The following is a 17,573-nucleotide window of genomic DNA, read 5'->3' on the forward strand; positions in this document are numbered from 1 at the left end:
TGAAATACTCATTATGAATCGTTTTAGGCATATCTTTCGCAAAGAGTTTAACAGCTTCTTCGCTTCGCCGGCGGCTTGGCTGTTTATGGGCGCCTTCTTGGTCGTCACTCTCTTTATCTTTTTCTGGGGCGAGGCTTTCTTTGCCCGCAACATCGCTGATGTGAAGCCCCTCTTCCAATGGATGCCGGTGTTGCTGATCTTCCTCGTCGGCACGCTGAGCATGCGCACCTGGTCTGAAGAGCGTCGTGCAGGCACGATTGAGACCTTGCTCACTAGCCCGGTCGGCTCCTTCCAGCTAGTGCTGGGTAAGTTTGCGGCCAATCTCGCGTTGGTCGGCCTCGCACTTGTATTGACATTACCACTACCGTTTTCCGTCGCGCTGGCGGGGCCGCTTGATTGGGGGCCGGTGATTGGTGGCTACGTGGCTTCGATCTTTTTGGCGGCGGCCTATGTGGCGATCGGTCTCTATATGAGCAGTCGCACGGATAATCCCATCGTCGCGCTGATACTCACCGTCTTTACGGCGGGCGTTTTCTACCTGGTCGGATCCAGTATGTTGACCACGCTCTTCAGTCATCGTGTTAGTGGTGTGCTTGAGTTGATCGGTAGTGGTTCGCGCTTCGATTCGATCACTCGCGGTGTGCTCGACTTGCGTGATATTTATTACTATTTGTCGATCGTTGGTGTCTTCCTCGCGCTCAACCTCTTTAGCCTAGAGCGCTTGCGCTGGGCGGGCAATCCGACCCAAAGCCGTCATGTGCAGTGGGTCACGGTGTGTGCCTTGGCAGTGGTCAATCTACTGGCGGCCAATGTCTGGCTGCACAGCGTTCGCTTTGCCCGCATCGACTTAACCGAGGGCAATGCCTATTCGCTTTCCGAAGCGACCGGGGCCTACTTGCAACAGGCTGCGGAGCCGTTGCTGATCCGCGGTTATTTCTCGCAAAAGAGTCATCCGCTGCTGGAGCCGCTAGTGCCGCAATTGAAGGATCTGCTCGAAGAGTATCAGGTGGCTGGTGGCGAGAAAGTGCGCGTCGAGTTTGTCGATCCGCACAGTGATCAGTCCATCGAAGAAGAGGCGGCCGATAAATATGGCATCCGCCCGGTGCCCTTCCGTATGGCCAGCCGCTACGAGGCTGGCGTGGTCAATTCCTACTTTGACCTCGTCGTTGCTTATGGCGATCAACACGAGACGCTTTCCTTTGATGATCTGATCGAGGTCAAGTCCTCTGGTTCCGGTGAGCCGGAAGTGCTGCTCAAGAATCCGGAATACGAGATCACCCGAGCTGTGCGCAAAGTCATCAACGGCTATCGCGCCGGATCCGACGTGTTTGCCGAGCTTCCCGCGCCGGTTGAATTTAAGGCCTACGTCTCGCCAGCGGAGAAATTGCCCACCGCATTGGCCGAGCTGCGCGCTTCGCTGGAGAACACCCTTGAAAGCCTGGCCGAAAGTTCCGCTGGTAAGCTGAGTTATGACTTCGCGGATCCCGATGCCAATAACGGTCAGCTGGGCCAAGAGCTCAACCGTGAATACGGCTTTGTGCCTCAGGTGGCCGGGCTCTTTGATACGCAGCCGTTCTGGTTCTACATGGTGTTGGAGGGCAGTGACGAATCCGTGCAAGTGCCGCTGCCGTCCGAGCTCTCCGAGACGCAATTGCGCCAGTCGATCGAGTCCGCCATCCAGCGCCTGTCGCCCGGCTATTTGAAGACCATTGGCCTGGTGGCACCGGAAGGGCCGGCGAACAATGCCATGAACCCTTACATGATGCAGCCGCCGGCAGCGAAGGAGTTTAATGAGCTGCGCAGCACGCTCGAGGCCAATGCCCGTGTGATCGATGTCGAACTCGATGCCGGCCAAGTGCCCGTGGATGTCGATCTGCTGATGGTGCTGGCTCCCGATAATCTGGGAGAAAAGGAGATCTTCGCCATCGATCAGTTTCTCATGCAGGGCGGCTCCGTCGTGATTGCGACCTCACCCTTTGATGTCTCGATCACGCGCTCGATCAATGCCAATGAACAGCGCTCCGGTTTGGACGAGTGGTTGGCCAGCATGGGCATCACTGTGGGGGACAGCCTCGTGCTCGATACGCAAAACGCCTCTCTGGCCATCCCCGTGCCGCGCCGCGTCGGGCCCGTCACGGTGAACGAAATCGTGATGATGCCGTATCCACATTTCCCCGACATTCGCAGCGAAGGCCTGGATGACGGCCATCCTGTGACAGCTGCGCTGGGACAATTGACCATGAACTGGGCCTCACCCATCACGGTTGATTCGGAAAAGAGCGCCGAGCGCGAAGTTGCTCGTCTGGTGCGCTCCTCGACCGACAGCTGGACTTCGGAAGAGGCCGATGTGATGCCCGACTACCAGATGTATCCACTCACCGGATTCGTGCCCGGACTGGCGCGCAGCCCGCAGACGCTCGCCGTGGCGACTCAGGGGCACTTCGATTCTTACTTCAAGGACAAGGAATCACCACTGCTGCCCGAGGAAGAGGCCGCGGAGGCCGAATCCGAGGATGCTGATGCAGAGGACAACGCAGTCGCCGCAGAAGCGACTGAAGAGCCCGAAGATTTGGTCGTTGGCTCAGTCATTCAGCGCTCTTCGGATTCCGCACGTCTGGTGGTGATCGGCAGTAATAGCTTTGCCGAAGACAGTGCCTTGAGTCTCACCTCGCAAGCACTGGGCACGGAATACACCGCGCCGCTGGAGTTCATGCAAAACGTGGTCGACTGGTCGCTCGACGATGCCGGTCTGCTCGCGATCCGCGGGCGCACCCAACTCGCACGCACACTGGAGCCGATGAGCGAAGAGGAAATGCGCGTGATGGAGCTCTCCAACTACGGGCTGGCCATCAGCGGTCTGGGGCTGGTCTGGCTCATTCGCCATCTCTGCCGTCGCAAGCGGACGGCGCACTACAAACAAATTTTAGCGGAGGTTTAAACGTATGAAAAAGAAAATCACAATACTGGGCGGATTGCTTGTCCTGCAGGCATTTTTGATTCTCGCCATCAGCTTTCGATCCGAGGGGCTGCAAAGCCATCAGGGCATGCAGGCGCTCCTCGACTTTAACCGCGAACAAGTCGACCGCATCCTTGTGGCCGACGGCGAACAGCGCAGTGAGTTGAAGCGCTCCGGCGACAGTTGGACGACCGCCGAGGGCTTCCCCGTTGAGGCCGACCGCGTGGACCGACTCTTGGACCGACTGAAGGAGTTGCAGCATGGTCTTGCGGTCGCGCAGACCGAGGCCTCGCTCAAGCGCTTCAAGTTGAGCGATGACGAATTTGAGCGTCGCGTTGAACTCTACGCTGACGGTAAAGAAGTCGCTTCGCTCACCCTCGGCAGCGGTGCTGGTGCGCGCCGTTCGCATGTGCGGGCAGGCGATGGCAAAGAGGTCTACGCCGTCGCCCTCGGCAGCTACGATCTACCCGCCGACATCGCACAGTGGCAGGACAAAACCTTGCTACAGCTTGAGGCTGATCAAGTGGCAGCCGTGCGCCTCGGCGATCTGACCGTGCGTAAGGAAGTCGTGGCCGCCGAGCCTGTAGAAGCGGCCGAAGGCGAGGAAGCCAGTTCCGAGGCTGAGCCTGAAACCACTTGGGTGGCTGAAGGCTTGAGCGAAGAGCAGTCCTTTGACGCGGATAACTTTGAGCGCGAGCTGAACCGCTTACTCACCCTGCGCTACACTCGCGCGGCCAGCGATGCCGGCTTGCCCGAGACAATTGAGCCGGTCAATACCATCACGCTTGAACTCGCCGATGGTGAAACGCGCAGCTATGAGGTCTATCATGAGGACGCGGCCGACGAGCACTGGCTCAAGGTTTCCGATCGTGATGAATACTTTGAGATCAGCTCTTATCTCGGTGGCCGTTTCTGTGAGCACCTCGCAGCTGACAAACTCATTGAAGTCAACGAAGCCACGGCTGAAGACGAATCCGAGCCGGACGCAGAGGAGTCCAGCTCCGGTGCAGTCGAAGGTGACAGCGCGGGCAGTGAGACGGCAAATCATCACGGAGCGGACGAAGCCAAGGCCGATGAAAGTTAATTCGATGTAGGTTTTACTGGAGGGGGGCAGCCCTGTGGCTTGTGTATTTAGCAGTGCGGAAAGCCCCGGGGCGGCTCCTCGCCATGGAAGGAGGTTAGCATATGGAGAAAGGAAAGCCGAAGGCGGATCTTTTGAATGATGTGGAATCCGCCTTTCATCACATACTCAACCAGTCACACCAAGGAGCATCGTGTGGTCTCTCGATTCACGAGCGAGCCCGCTTGCTGGAGATCTTACGGGATCTATACCGGGCAGAGTCGAGGGATTTGCACGAACGCGCCCAGGTCTGTTATTGTGAATTGGAAGACTTATTAGAAAAGATCGAAGCCGGTCCCAGTCGTTTGAGCGAGGCCTTGCACGTGATACTCTGGCGCGTTCGCCGCCGGTTCAGTGGTGCCCAGCACGTGGCGTGAGCTGGTGGGGTGCGTGTTTCCGGCTTGGGAGAATTCAGCGCTTTATCTTTGCACCTTTCGACCTTCCGACTTTCATGCTTGTTTATGACAACCCGCTCTCAGTCCGAAGTCGATCATGTAGCCGCCGCCGGTTTTGCCGAGGTCTATGCTCCAGTGAAGCCTTATCTCGATGATCTTGATGTTTTTTTGCAATCTCAGGTGGGTGAGCTTGAGCCTGAAGTTCAGGAGCATGTGCGCTATGTGTTCGGGCATAGTGGCAAGCGCTTGCGGCCGATGCTGGTCGCTTATAGTGGTTGGGAAGGCCCGGGGCAGACGCGTGCGCAAGATCTAATCAAGCTGGGCTCTGTGATCGAACTGGTGCATCTGGCCACACTGGTGCACGACGATATTCTGGATGAGGCGGATACGCGACATCGCCAGGAGACTGCGGCTAAGAAGTTTGGCCCTGCGGCAGCGGTGCTGATTGGTGATGTGCTTTTTTCGCATGCGCTGAAGTTGGCTGCTGAGTTTGATACCAATGAGATCTGTCGCTCGGTGGCGCGCGCGACTTCGCGTGTCTGTGCGGGCGAGATCGCGCAGACCTACCAGCGTGGCGAGGTCAATTATAGTCGTGAGTTTTACTTTCGTGTGATTCAGCTCAAGACGGCAGAGCTCTTTGAAGTGGCATGCCGCTTGGGGGCAAAGGTGGCCGGTTATTCGAATGAGTTTAGCGAAGCGGCGGGGCTCTTTGGGCGTCATGTGGGCATCGCCTATCAGATCTTTGACGATCTGGTGGATCTATACGCCGATGAGTCGATGATCGGTAAGACGCTGGGCACGGATCTGGACAAGGGGAAATTCACATTGCCCTTGTTGCTGCTCTTGGAGAAATTGCCAGCTGAGGAGCGTGAGGCGTTGATGGAGCGCTTCAACGCGGGCGATCAAACGGTGGCTGCGGATTTCACTGCGCGTCTGCATGATTTCCCTATTTTTGATGAGGTGGTGAAGACTTTTGAGCATCAGTTGTCGCTCGCGACGGATGCTGTCGCGCCCTTTGCCGAGTTGCCACCGGTGGCTTCGATGCAGAAGATCGCGGACTTGGTGCGCGCGCAGCTTGGGCGGATTGCCTAAGGGGCGGGGCTGGACTTCGGGCGGCTTTGGATATTCTGCTTCATTGCAGTAAATCGCTTTCGATTTCAATTGCCAGAACCGTTCTTCCAGTTAGCTCTCATGCTTTGTCGATGATTCGACATCTCACCCACCCATTCATTTATCCTCGCACACGTCCTTGACGAACCCCCTGAACGGGCGTTCTCCGTTTGCCGAGCCACTTTTTTACAGTTATATGGACATTGCAATTGTCACTGGAGCCGAGACCCCACTCGGGCTCAGCCTTATTCAACGCTTGGTTCGCCAAGGTTATCGCGTTCACGGAATCGGAAACAATTTTTCCAAAGTTACTTTCGCGGACCCCCAGTTTTTCGCCTATCCGGTGGATCTGAGTAATCTGACTGCGGTCACCGAGACCATGGCTAAGATCCTGGAAGGAGAGAAATCGCTGGATCTGTTGATCCATGCGATTGACGTCACGCCTGGTGCGGCTTTTGAGAAACTGCCCGTGGGGAATCTGGAGGCTATTTTGAAGATTGGCCTGCTGGGCCCGGTGATGCTGACGCGTTTGGCGCTGCCGAATTTACTGCGTTTTCGCGGGCAGTTGATCAACGTGATCCCTGCGAATAAGAGCGGTGCACCTGCCAGCGCGGTCAACGCTCTATTGGAGGGGGGGCTGCGTGAGATGAATCGTGCGCTGTTTGATCGTGCACGTGATGCGGGGCTGCGAGTCACGAATCTGGTGCTACGGCAGAACCCAGAGCCTGATGCGCTTTCTGTTAAGAGCAGTGAGCAGACGCATATCGATCTCGAGGACGTCGCTCGCGCGGTCGAGCACCTGCTGGACCCCAATTTTGCCAATGTGCCTGCGGAGTTAGTGTTGCATCCGCGCACCAGTGCGCACGCCGACCAGGTTTTACCGGAAGTGCCGATGGCGCTGGATCCTTACAGTGAGATTGTGCTGCCGCCGCAGGCTTATTGCCCGCCGGAGCAGCCTAAGATTCCGACTCAGCCCAAGGAGCGAGTCGAGCGCACGATACCTTACACCGACGAGGAGATGGAGGATAAGATCGCTGCTGCAATTGAGGATTTTGAAGCGCATCCCGAGCGCTACGAGCCTTCGTCTCGGCCAGAGCGTAAACCGCGGCCTGAGCGCAAGCCGAAGCAAGATCGTCAGCCGCGGCCTGAATCGGCTGCATCGCAATCTGAGCCCGAGGGACGGTCCGAACCGGAGCAGGAATCAAATCGCGATGCGCAGGATTCCGGCAATAGCAAACGACGCCGTGGCCGACGCCGGGGTGGGCGTAATCGCAACCGCGATCGCGAGTCCAACGAGGCGGAGCAGCCAAATTCTCAATCTCAGCAGGAGGGAGGCCAGTCGGCGCAATCAGGTGACTCATCGCATGGGCAGCCAGAACAGCCTAAGCCAAACCCGCATGCTCAGGAGACTGTGCAGGCGGCAAGTGGGGGGACGGGTGAGTCTCAACATGCATCCGCGGAGTCGCGGGGAGATTCCGCGCCACAGTCTCACTCCGATTCGCATGGCCAGACAGCCTCGGCTAAGCCCAAGCGTAAAAGCCGCAGAGGCCGCTCGCGTGTGGAGCCTAAACCTTTATTAGAGGCGCGGATTGATACCGAGTCTGAATTTTTGTCCAAGCCAGACCCGCGGCCACAGCGTAGAGGTCGTACTCGCCCGGAGTCCAAGTCGAAGTCCTCTGCGAGTGCATCGCCCGCGCCCGCACCTGTAGCTGCGCCGGCTCCTGTGCCTGCACCGGCCCCTGTGACAGTGGCTGATTCCAAGCCATTGCCTCGCGACGAGGTCCAAGAGTCTGAAGGGGCACGGGCGCCCAAGAAAAAAGCCGCCAAAAAGAAGGCACGTAAGAAGACCGCTTCCAAGGAGACGGCTTCGCAGGTGGAGACGGCAGGCAGCCCCAGTGGGGACTCGGCTGTGGTGGACGACGCGCCGGTGAAGAAGAAGGCCGCCAAAAAAGCGGCGAAGAAAGCGACTAAAAAGGCGGCCAAGAAATCTGCAGCTAAAAAGGCGACCAAGAAGGCGGCCAAGAAAAAGGCTGTGAAAAAGGTGAGCCCTGAGGCGGAGTAGTCCGGCAGTTTACAGCACCGCGTCGATGGCGCGGATGGCTTCGCCGAAACGGGCGGTTGGATCGCCGCGGAGTTCCACGTAGGGGAGTTGCAGCTTGTCGAGTGTCTCTTTGAATTTCGCCTGTAATTCCGCACGGGCAGCGGGGCTATCGCGCTGGCCGGGGTCGTCTTGCCACTCGATACCCTGCGGACAGCAGAGCAGGTAGAGGGTGTAATCGCGCTGTAGGAAGCACTCGTTGACCCAGTCGATCACTTCGTTGAAGTAGTGGTTCGCGTAGATGATGGATGAGAGCAAGTTGGTGTCGTGTAGGATCAGTCGCTTGGCTTTGTCGTGGCAGGCGTCTTCAGTGGCAATTTGCCCTTTAGCGATAGGCTCCAGATCCTCGCGTGTGAGTTCGCGACCAATGTGGTCGACGTAGTCGCGTACGTATTCCGCGGTCCAGGGCTCGCCGTAGTAGCCAGAGAGCGCCTGGGTGAGCGTGCTCTTGCCGGTACATTCGGCTCCAGTGAGGACGATACGTTTCATGTGGATGATTGGGAGCTTGGGTTTTGAGCGGCCAAGGCAGTGATTTTAGCTTTCCATTCGATCCAGCCCTTGATCGCTAAAATAATAAATACGACAAAGAGCACCACGCTGGGCCAGATGCGGTCGTTGAAGAAGAAGACCAGGTAAATGACATCGGAGAGAATCCAGAAGATCCAGTTCTCGATATGCTTACGGCTAAGCATCCATTGCGCTGCGAAGGCGCAGGAGGTGGCGAAGGCGTCGTAGTAAGGTAGTCGTGCCTCACCAGTGGAGGCGAGGAGCCAGCCGATCCCGAGGGTGCCGATGCCGATGCAGAGTGCCACCAAGCCGCGCTGCTTGGCGGGCATGTGAGAGATTTGGATTTCGCTGCCGCTGTGCTTGTTTTCAGGCTTCGTCCACTTATACCAGCCGTAGCCCGCGATTGCGACAAAGACGACGTTCATGCCGCCGAAGGCGTAGTAGCCTTCGCGAAAGCTAATATAGACGTAGGAGGTGTAGCACAGAATGAACAGTAGCCACGCGAGCGTCTTCTCTTTGACGCTTAGGTAGACGCCTATGATGCCTGCCAGCATTGCGAACCAGTCGATCAGACCGATTTCGCTCATTTGAGACACAAAGTCGTCCATTTAGGAAGTTATTCGGCGTCGTAAACTTTGACCTTTTTCCACTGTTCTTTGTGAGCAGCGATAAAGGCCTGATGCGTCTCATGGGCCTGGTAGGCATCATGAGCCGCTACATCTTTGAGGATGACGGTCAGGCAAAAGTCGTAGCTGGTGTCGAGCACGGGGCGCTCTGCGGTGTGTGCCGGGCTGCCGACGTAGACGGCATCCGCAACATCGATTGTCTTTAGGCTCTCCAGGCCCATCCGAAATTCGGTGATTTGGGCACCGTCGAGGTCTTTTCTTAACCAGAAGAATACTGTGTGAACTAGCATGATGTTTATTGTTTGGGGGGGTTAAAGAATGCCTTCGATGATTTGGCGAAGTTCCGCGTGATTACGTGCGACAGGGAGCTCGGGGCGCTCGGTCGTGAGACGCTCCGGTGGGCAGTAGAGTGCACGGTTGTGGGCGACATCGATCATGGAGAGGTCGTTATAAGAGTCGCCGGCTGCGAAGGTGTCGAAGTTGAGCGCCTTGAAGGCCTCCACTGCCTTGCGCTTGTGGTCCTTGAGGCGGAGCGCGTAGTCGGCGATGCGGTCTGTCTCATCGATCACCAGATCGTGGCAGAATAGGGTCGGATGCCCCAGCTTGGCCATGAGTGGGCCCGCGAATTGACGGAAGGTATCGGAGAGGATGACCAGGCGCGTCTGGGAGGTGACCCACTCGACAAATTCCACTGCGCCCGGCAGTGGGTCGAGGGTGCCGATGACCTCCTCAATGTCGGAGAGTTTGAAGCCTTCCTTGTCGAGAATGTCCAAGCGGTAGCGCATCAATACATCATAGTCCGGCTCATCACGGGTCGTGCGCTTGAGCGCTTCGATTCCGGTTTTTTCCGCAAATGCGATCCAAATCTCGGGGATCAACACCCCTTCCAAGTCTAGGCAAACGATATTCATGCCTACTAAACGGCTAGAATCGGCCTTAGAGTCAATCTCTTAGTCATGTCTACTCGTGTAAGGTCTGCGGAGAGAGGCGATAGATCGGCCTTGCTTTGAATTGCGTTAGGTGCATAACGGTCTTTATGCTATTTAGGTGCTTTACCCCTTCTTTGTGCCTGTTCGTCGGCTTGCTTTCAGCATCGTATTCAAAGTCACCTGCGCGAGCCTCATTGGTTGAATTGAGTGATTCAGCTTTATTTTCTTATATGGCAAAGCCCGGGCGCGCGCCGCAGGTGCCCCGCTCGGAGCCGAGTGAGCCCCAGTGGCTGCCGGCAGATTTTTGGCAGCTGAGTCCCGCAGAGAGTATGCGGCTCTGGATCGACCAAAGTCGTAGCGCGGCACATCGGGCGAAATTTGATCTCGTGCTTGAGCCGACAGAGGCGGCTTTGACACCCTTGCGTTTGTCATTGGATGATTCGCCCTCGCAGTGTTATTCGACGGGGTCGCGTCATTACTACGTCAGTTTTGCGGATGGCGATGCTTACTTTGCTTCGGGTCAAGTGCGTACGCCGGGCGGTGCTCGACTCTACGATGCGGTCTTTTCGCCTACGAAGTATGAACTGACTTTTGCGACACTCGATGCATCGATGGCACAGGCTGTGAGTGCTCGGATCGGGAGTTTACCGCAGATTCAGGTGGAGTATCGCCAGGATTATGAGCGGCCGAAACGAAGTTCGATGAGTTCTGCTTGGTCCTCGGCCGATGGTCGGGGCTATCTGCAGCTATGGGCGACTGCGGCACCAGACATGCCGATTGTTTGGTCGGGGACGCTTTGGAATTGGGGCGTGGAGCTGGCGAAGCGAATAAATTTCAAAATCGATCAGGAGGTCAGGCTTAATTATGCTAATTCATTGCTGACGCGTGTGCTGCCGCAGCATGTGGATCTCTCTTCTGCAGAGACGGATGAGGCAATTGAGGCTACCGTGCTTGCGATTTTAAATCGTTATGTGGCTGATGCGAGCGCGATGTCGCAGCCTGTTGTTCAGATCGCGGTGGAGGTGGCGGGCGAGCGGGGTGTGGCTGTGGCGCGGTCTCAAATCGAGTCCATCTTATCAGACGCTGCTTTGCCGGCGTCGGATACCAGTGCATTGCTGGCGGAAAAGGAATCGCTGCAGCAGGCGATTTGGGCGATTGCGCCGAAGTTGAAAGATTATGGAGTGCGTTATGGCCAATCAACTTCGCACATTCCAGAAGCGCAGGTGTTGATTGAGCAACGAGCGCTCCTGCTCGCTCAACTCAAAGCGATTGAGGTGAGCGTGGAAGATCAAGAGCGCTTTTCATTTCGCCAGTCTTTGCAAGGTGCGCTACTGAAGCTTGAGTTGGCTGAGGATGTGGATGCATTGAAAACCTGGGTCTTGGAGGAGCGCTATGGGGCTCGTTGGGCACTGCGGCGCCTGCATGCGCACTATCCGGCTGCCTATGCGGAAGTGTTGGAAAGCAGCCTCCAGCGGGGGGATCATCAAGAGCCGGGGGAGGTGTTGAATCGAATCTATATAGCCGATCGAGCGCGGGGTGTGCGGCTCGCTCAGCAGTGGATTGATACGACGGATGAGGATGCACTTTTCGTGGATTGCTTTCAAATATTGCAGCGTGCGGATGCGATGCCTGATGAGTCCGCTCAGGTGGCGCGCCTCATACGTTTGATACGCGCGGATTATACCAACAATTACTTGCGTGCACGTGCGCTCAATTTGCTGGTGCCGCAAAAAGAGCCGATGCGTTATACGGATCTTTCGGTTGATGCGGCCTTGCTCTATGTGATCGACCCCAAGGCAAACGGCTTTCCTGATCCAGGCTATAATTATACGAATGCGTCGATCAACTTGATCGAACGAGATGCCGCTCGCTATTATCCTCTTGTAATGCGGCATGTGGATTTAGTGAAGATGCCCCATCAAAAGGAGCATTTTCTTGTTCAGCTTGCGAGCTACGCCGAAGAGCTGCGCCCGGAAGACCGTCAGGCCTGTTTTGATTGGGTGCGTAAAGAACTGCGCTTTACGCAGAGTAATGTGAATAGTTTGTTGTGGATCGTTTGGCGTAATGACTGGCGGATCTTGACGCCTGAGTTGCGTGCCATGGCGACCGAGAGCGTCGGCGAGGAGGAATCGGAGGATGCCGTCTATGGCAACACAGAGACGCGGGCGATATCGGGGCGCTTCCATTTGGCGCGGCAGATCTTGGCTCTCTGGTCGGAGCCCGATCCGATGACTTGTGCGAAGCTTTATATCGCATTTGCTTATCAGCACGGTTTCCAAATAAGCACGAATGGTGAGGGACGCTCCGCTGCGCCGTTGCGAGCGACTTTTTTGCCCGCTTTGGCACGATTGGATGCCGCCGAGCGCGCTGAGTTGGTCGATTATTCGTCCTGGTGTCAGCAACAGGCCGCGTTGAGTTCAGTTAAGAAAGAGCGCATAACTCAGCTGCATGCGAATTTCGTTCATATGATCTTGGAAAGATAAGACTCTTGCCAGCCATCGTGATTTTTACCATTTTGGCCACTTTTTCGCATTTCGAGTGTCCTCTATGAGCTCGAACTTCGCGTAATTCTTATTTCAAACGCAGCTAACAGGTCTCATGATCTCATCTATTCTAAAGAAATTCTCTGGTCGTCACTACGGTAAATACCTCAAGAAGTGTCAGCCCATCATCGAGCGTATCAACGCTTACGAAGTGGAGTATCAATCGCTCACCGATGAGCAACTTCGTGCGAAGACGGCCGAATTCATGAAGCGCAACCAAGAGGGGGGCGAGAGCCTCGACGATCTGTTGCCCGAGGCCTTTGCAGCGGTGAAGAGCGCGGCGCGTCGCATGTGTGGCCAAAGCTACGATGTCTGTGGACACCAACTGCCCTGGGAGATGGTGCACTACGACGTGCAGTTTATCGGTGGTATCGCACTCCACGAAAAGCGTATCGCGGAAATGGCGACGGGTGAAGGTAAGACTCTGGTTTCGACCTGCCCGCTGTATTTAAATGCGTTGAGCGGACGTAATTGTCAGTTGATCACCGTCAATGACTACCTGGCTCGCCGTGACTCCGAGTGGATGGGGCACCTGTTCCGTTTCCTAGGGCTGACAGTCGGCTGTATCCAAAATAGCATGGACCCGCAGACGCGTCGTGAGATGTATAATTGCAACATCACCTACGGCACTGCTTCCGAGTTCGGCTTCGACTACTTGCGCGATAATGGGATGACCAGTCGCAAGGAAGACCAAGTGCAGCGCGATCACTACTTCTGTATTATTGACGAAGTGGACTCTATTTTGGTCGATGAGGCGCGCACGCCCTTGATTATTTCCGGTCCGATGCAGGATGACAACCCTTTGCCCTTTCACGAGGTCAAGCCCAGCATTCAGAACCTCTTTTCGCAGCAGCAGTCCTTTTGTAACAGGCTGGTCGCCGAGGCCAAGACTGTGTTGGAAGACGATAGCGCCAGTCAAGATGCCAAGCAAGAGGCGGTGTCCAAGCTCTATCAGGTCAAGCTGGGCATGCCGAAGAACAAGCAGTTTCACCGTCTCAACGAGGTGCCCGCGATTCGCCGTGCCGTTGACAAGTTCGACCTGGAGATGAACAGCGACTTCAACAAAGAGCAACGCTATGCACTCAAGGAGGCGCTCTACTACGTGATCGACGAGAAGCAGCAACAGGCCGACCTCACCGAAAAGGGGCGCACCTTGATGAGCCCCGACGATCCGGACGCCTTCATGCTGCCCGACTTGCCGACCCAGTTTATCGAAATCGATAAGCAAGAGGCCCTTTCTCCCGAGGAGAAGCAGCATGCCAAGCAGCAAGCCGAAACCATTTTTCAGACGACCAGCGAGCGCATCCACTGCATCAGTCAGTTGCTGCGTGCCTACAGTCTCTACGAGCGTGACAAGGAATATGTGGTGCAAGAGGGCAAGGTCAACATCGTCGACCAAAACACCGGTCGTGTCATGCCCGGTCGCCGCTGGTCCGATGGCCTTCACCAAGCAGTGGAAGCCAAAGAGAATTGCACCATCGAGAAGGAGACCAAGACTTACGCCACGGTTACGATTCAGAATTACTTCCGCATGTATGACAAGCTGGCTGGCATGACGGGCACCGCGGAAACAGAAGCCTCCGAGTTTCACGAAATTTACGGCCTCTCGGTGATGGTGATTCCCACCAACAAGCCGAACATTCGCAAAGACCTCAACGACGTCGTCTTCAAGACACGTCGTGAAAAGTTTAATGCGGTCATCGACCAGATTAAGGACGCGAACAAGACCGGGCAGCCTGTGCTGGTTGGCACCGCGTCGGTGGAAGCCTCTGAACTGCTCTCCCGCATGCTCAAGCGCAGCAAGATCGTGCACAGCGTGTTGAACGCCAAATTTCACGCCCAAGAAGCTGAAATCGTCGCCAATGCTGGTCAAAAGGGGGCCGTTACCATCGCCACCAATATGGCGGGTCGTGGCACGGATATCAAACTCGGGCCAGGCGTGGACGAGCTCGGTGGCCTCTTCGTGATCGGCACCGAGCGTCACGAATCCCGCCGGATCGACCGCCAGTTGCGTGGTCGTTGTGCCCGTCAAGGCGACCCCGGTATGTCGAAGTTTTTCGTTTCATTGGAAGACGACCTGATGCGTCTCTTTGCCAATGCAGGCCCGATTTCCCGCATTCTGGAAAAGTCCATGACCGAGGGCGAAGAGCTGGAACACCCCGCTCTGAACTGGTCGATCGAAAACGCTCAAAAGAAGGTCGAGCAACAAAACTTCTCGATTCGTAAGCGTTTGCTCCAGTTCGATGACGTGTTGAACACGCAGCGTGAAGTGATCTACGGTCTGCGCAACGATACCATCCATTCCGACACGCCGCGCGAGATCATCTTCGAAATGATCGATGAGGAGCTCGAAGAGCGCCTCAACACACTCGATGCCGAGAAGTCGGATACCGAGGCGATGGATCGTTTCCTAGGCTGGCTCAATGCCTACTTCCCGATCGCGCTGAAGGCCGAGGAAATCGAAACGCTGAGTGCAGAAGCGCAGCACGAGCTGATCCTTGGCAAGATCAACGAAGCTTATGATCAACGCGAAGAGTTTGAAGACAAAGAAGCCCTCATTGGGCTCGAGCGCTACTTAATCATTCGCTCGCTCAACCGTCGCTGGCAAGATCACTTGACGGAGATGGAAGAGCTGCGCCGCAGTGTGAACTTGCGCAGTTACGGTCAAAAAGATCCTCTCAACGAATACAAGAGCGAGGCCTACGGCTTCTTCCAGGAGTTGATGAGTAACGTCCGCACAGAGATTTGTAATTCCGTCTTCCGCAGCGCCACCAGCGCCGAAGCCTTTAACAACATGCTCGCTCGCATGTCGAAGGTGGCACAAGTCGCCGGCCCCGGCACCGGTAGTGAGCAAAGTGCGGGTGCACTCGCGGGTGCTGCCGCGGCACAGGAGCCACAAGCCGCGGCGCCGCAGAGGCCCGTTGAACTGCCCAAGGTCGAGCCCATCCGTCGCGAATTGCCCAAGATCGGTCGCAATGACACGGTGACCATCCGCAAAGGTAGCGAAGAAAAGACTTTGAAGTTTAAAAAGGCCGAAGCGATGATCCACACTGATGGTTGGGAGCTGGTGCAGAAGTAAGAGTGCTGATTCTTAAGAGCTCAGTAAGACTTGAGGGGCTGAATAAATTATGAAGAAGATCCTGAATGTTTGTATGTTGCTCCTGCCGCTGTGGGGGACTGCGGAACCTCTGCTTATTTCGGCTAAGGTCTTGGATCGCGCGCAGAATGGAGCCGCGATTCGAGGTCTTTATGTATATCCTTCGGTAGTTCTGGAGCCTGGTGAAAAGGCTTCGCTGCACATTGGGCCCGAGTTACAGTTTCCCGTGGGCGAGCACAAGGTCGATCTCGGGGAGGGTGTTTCCAAGATGGAAACGATCTATGACACCGTGCCCGTAGGTTTTAGTTTTACTTTGAGTTACACGCTGAAAGACGGCGTGATCAGCTATACTGGTAAAGGTAGCTCGAAGATGTCGTTAGGCATCGACGGGCAGACCTCGGAGACTGCTTCACGTGAGATTATTTTTTACGGTAAGACAGAACTCGGTGGCCTCGTTGAAGCTCAGTTAACCGGCCCGGATGGTAACCTAGAGGACTTTGCATTTCATTTCGGGCCCGCGCCCGAGGTGGACTAGAGTCTCTCCAGCCTCGGTTCTTTGAACCGGGGGGGCTTATTGTGGCATTTTTTGGCAGAATCATTAGAGGCAGAATCATTTTTCTTGTGGCTGCTGGACGTGGCCGAGCTGACTGTGCGCTGTTGTAGTGTGTCCGTTCGCGGACGCCGGTGATTCGAATGGGGGCGCGGCTGAGCTCAAGCGGCGCGGGAGGAGCTTTTCGTGGCCTCGGTTCTTTGAACCGGGGATGGGCTTATTGTGGCATTTTTGGGCAGAATCATTAGAGGCAGAATGATTTTTCCCTGTGGCTGCTGGACGTGGTCGAGTAGACTGTGCGCTGTTGTAGTGTGTCCGTTCGCGGACGCGGGTGATTTGAATGGGGGCGCGGCTGAGCTCAAGCGACGCGGGGGAGATCTTTTAGTGGCCTCGGTTCTTTGAACCGGGGGATTGTTGTTGGACGTTTGGCTTTCGCGGTTCCGCTGTGTCCCAAAATAGAGTTTTGTGGATACGAGATGTTTTTTATCTGCGGCTAAGTTGTCGGCGTAAACGGGATCAGTGTCGTGAGTCGCTCGACTTGCATTTCATACTGTGTAGCATCGTCGGGGACGAACCATTGCTTGCCTTGGCGGTTGACAATGCGTCCGTGTGAGAATTTTCCCCAGTTGGCGATCGTGATTTTGCCGGAGGTGTCGCCGCGGATCACGAGCACGGCATGATAGTTCATGAGTCGGCCAGTCATCGGGTCTTTGGGACGCACGGTTAGAATGCCAGCGCGATAGTTACGGGTTAAGTTGAGGAAATCGTGACGATTTAAAGGGGGTTGTTTGTATTCGAAATGAATGCGTGTCTTGTCGTTACTGGCCTTGCGTCCTAACTCGTCGATTGCGACCACTTGTTCCACTAGGTTTGTTCCATCGGCGCGGCTGCGCGAGTTTCCCTGTATTCTATTAATGATTTGGTCGATCTGCTTGAACTTTAGCTGCTTGTAAGTATACGGATCCGAGTGCTTTACCGACTCATGAATTAAACCGAATTTAGAATACCAGATGTATAAGTTGAGCAACGCGGTGGGGCCGCATCCGCCCTCTGGCTCGGGGTAATCGGATTGATTCTCCGATATGAAGTAACGGCGCACGTCGTGTCGGATTACGCGTTCGCTACCTTGCATGCCTACCCGGTAGAAATTGTAGCTTTGTTTTCGATTGTCCCATTTTTTCTCAGCCACATAGAAAGGGTAATCTCCCTGAGCTTGTAAGAAGCGTGTGTTTTGGTAGCGCGTAGCTGATAACTTCGGGGCTGAGGGCTTGCTTGTGATTCTGGGTGTCCTGTCTGTGGTGATGTATTGATTTACGGGCTCTGGGCGCTGCTTGAGGGCCGATGTGATGGGGCGAGGGAGGGGCGTTTTGGCTGCGACCTCTCTTGGCGCTGCGGAGGCTGGGAAAGTCGAACTGCTTAGGCGCTCGGGGGGGTGGCGCTCGGGGGTGTGGCTGTCTGTCGTTTTTTTCTGCGGGGTCGATAGTTGAAACCAAAAGGTCAATGCAATCACTAGGGTGCAGAGGAAGAGCGCTGTGAGTTCGGCCGCGTGGTTTTGGCTGCGCTTGCAGCTAGGGCATTTGCTTGTGTCTTCGGGGAGGATCACATTGCAATGTTGGCAGTTTCTTGTGCGTGGAGATTTCAA

Annotated in this window: 13 protein-coding genes; 8 read left to right on the forward strand and 5 right to left on the reverse strand. The window is 55.8% G+C overall.

Annotated features, from left to right (window positions below; all coding sequences use genetic code 11):
* The first annotated feature begins 13 nt into the window (after positions 1 to 13).
* The 5 genes from SH580_RS12570 to SH580_RS12590 all read left to right on the forward strand — a co-directional run bounded on the left by SH580_RS12570 (position 14) and on the right by SH580_RS12590 (position 7,643).
* On the forward strand, positions 14 to 2,938 hold the full coding sequence (locus SH580_RS12570; RefSeq protein ID WP_319831207.1) for a Gldg family protein: 2,925 nt from the start codon (positions 14 to 16) through the stop codon (positions 2,936 to 2,938).
* A gap of 4 nt (positions 2,939 to 2,942) precedes the next feature.
* A complete protein-coding gene (locus SH580_RS12575; protein ID WP_319831208.1) occupies positions 2,943 to 4,040 on the forward strand; it encodes a DUF4340 domain-containing protein in 1,098 nt (365 codons plus the stop codon).
* A gap of 101 nt (positions 4,041 to 4,141) precedes the next feature.
* On the forward strand, positions 4,142 to 4,453 hold the full coding sequence (locus SH580_RS12580; RefSeq protein WP_319831209.1) for a hypothetical protein: 312 nt from the start codon (positions 4,142 to 4,144) through the stop codon (positions 4,451 to 4,453).
* Between the two features lie 84 nt (positions 4,454 to 4,537).
* A complete protein-coding gene (locus SH580_RS12585; RefSeq protein ID WP_319831210.1) occupies positions 4,538 to 5,563 on the forward strand; it encodes a polyprenyl synthetase family protein in 1,026 nt (341 codons plus the stop codon).
* A gap of 214 nt (positions 5,564 to 5,777) precedes the next feature.
* Entirely contained in the window at positions 5,778 to 7,643 is a 1,866-nt protein-coding gene (locus tag SH580_RS12590; protein WP_319831211.1) for an SDR family NAD(P)-dependent oxidoreductase, read from the forward strand.
* Between the two features lie 9 nt (positions 7,644 to 7,652).
* Here SH580_RS12590 and SH580_RS12595 read toward each other — a convergent pair whose 3' ends face one another.
* Genes SH580_RS12595 through thrH form a run of 4 tightly spaced genes read right to left on the reverse strand, consistent with a single transcriptional unit; the run spans position 7,653 to position 9,723 of the window.
* Positions 7,653 to 8,168 carry an AAA family ATPase gene (locus SH580_RS12595; RefSeq protein WP_319831212.1) on the reverse strand — a complete coding sequence of 172 codons (516 nt, stop codon included), beginning with the start codon at positions 8,166 to 8,168 and terminating at the stop codon, positions 7,653 to 7,655.
* Positions 8,165 to 8,773 carry a nicotinamide riboside transporter PnuC gene (pnuC, locus tag SH580_RS12600; protein ID WP_319831213.1) on the reverse strand — a complete coding sequence of 203 codons (609 nt, stop codon included), beginning with the start codon at positions 8,771 to 8,773 and terminating at the stop codon, positions 8,165 to 8,167. The genes SH580_RS12595 and pnuC overlap by 4 nt, the downstream gene beginning before the upstream one ends.
* A 29-nt stretch (positions 8,774 to 8,802) precedes the next feature.
* Complete coding sequence (locus tag SH580_RS12605) at positions 8,803 to 9,102, reverse strand: Dabb family protein (protein WP_319831214.1); 300 nt, start codon at positions 9,100 to 9,102, stop codon at positions 8,803 to 8,805.
* 21 nt (positions 9,103 to 9,123) lie between these two features.
* On the reverse strand, positions 9,124 to 9,723 hold the full coding sequence (gene thrH / locus SH580_RS12610) for a bifunctional phosphoserine phosphatase/homoserine phosphotransferase ThrH (RefSeq protein WP_319831215.1): 600 nt from the start codon (positions 9,721 to 9,723) through the stop codon (positions 9,124 to 9,126).
* Between the two features lie 248 nt (positions 9,724 to 9,971).
* On the opposite strand from thrH, the gene SH580_RS12615 reads away from it, so the two are divergent.
* From SH580_RS12615 to SH580_RS12625, 3 genes are all read left to right on the forward strand, one after another.
* Complete coding sequence (locus SH580_RS12615) at positions 9,972 to 12,224, forward strand: hypothetical protein (RefSeq protein ID WP_319831216.1); 2,253 nt, start codon at positions 9,972 to 9,974, stop codon at positions 12,222 to 12,224.
* A 115-nt stretch (positions 12,225 to 12,339) separates the two neighbouring features.
* A complete protein-coding gene (secA, locus tag SH580_RS12620; RefSeq protein WP_319831217.1) occupies positions 12,340 to 15,363 on the forward strand; it encodes a preprotein translocase subunit SecA in 3,024 nt (1,007 codons plus the stop codon).
* 49 nt (positions 15,364 to 15,412) lie between these two features.
* Positions 15,413 to 15,916 carry a hypothetical protein gene (locus SH580_RS12625; protein WP_319831218.1) on the forward strand — a complete coding sequence of 168 codons (504 nt, stop codon included), beginning with the start codon at positions 15,413 to 15,415 and terminating at the stop codon, positions 15,914 to 15,916.
* 508 nt (positions 15,917 to 16,424) lie between these two features.
* Here SH580_RS12625 and SH580_RS12630 read toward each other — a convergent pair.
* On the reverse strand, positions 16,425 to 17,534 hold the full coding sequence (locus tag SH580_RS12630) for a hypothetical protein (RefSeq protein ID WP_319831219.1): 1,110 nt from the start codon (positions 17,532 to 17,534) through the stop codon (positions 16,425 to 16,427).
* Positions 17,535 to 17,573 lie beyond the last annotated feature (39 nt).

It is taken from the genome of Coraliomargarita algicola (assembly GCF_033878955.1).
Classification (GTDB): domain Bacteria; phylum Verrucomicrobiota; class Verrucomicrobiia; order Opitutales; family Coraliomargaritaceae; genus Thalassobacterium; species Thalassobacterium algicola.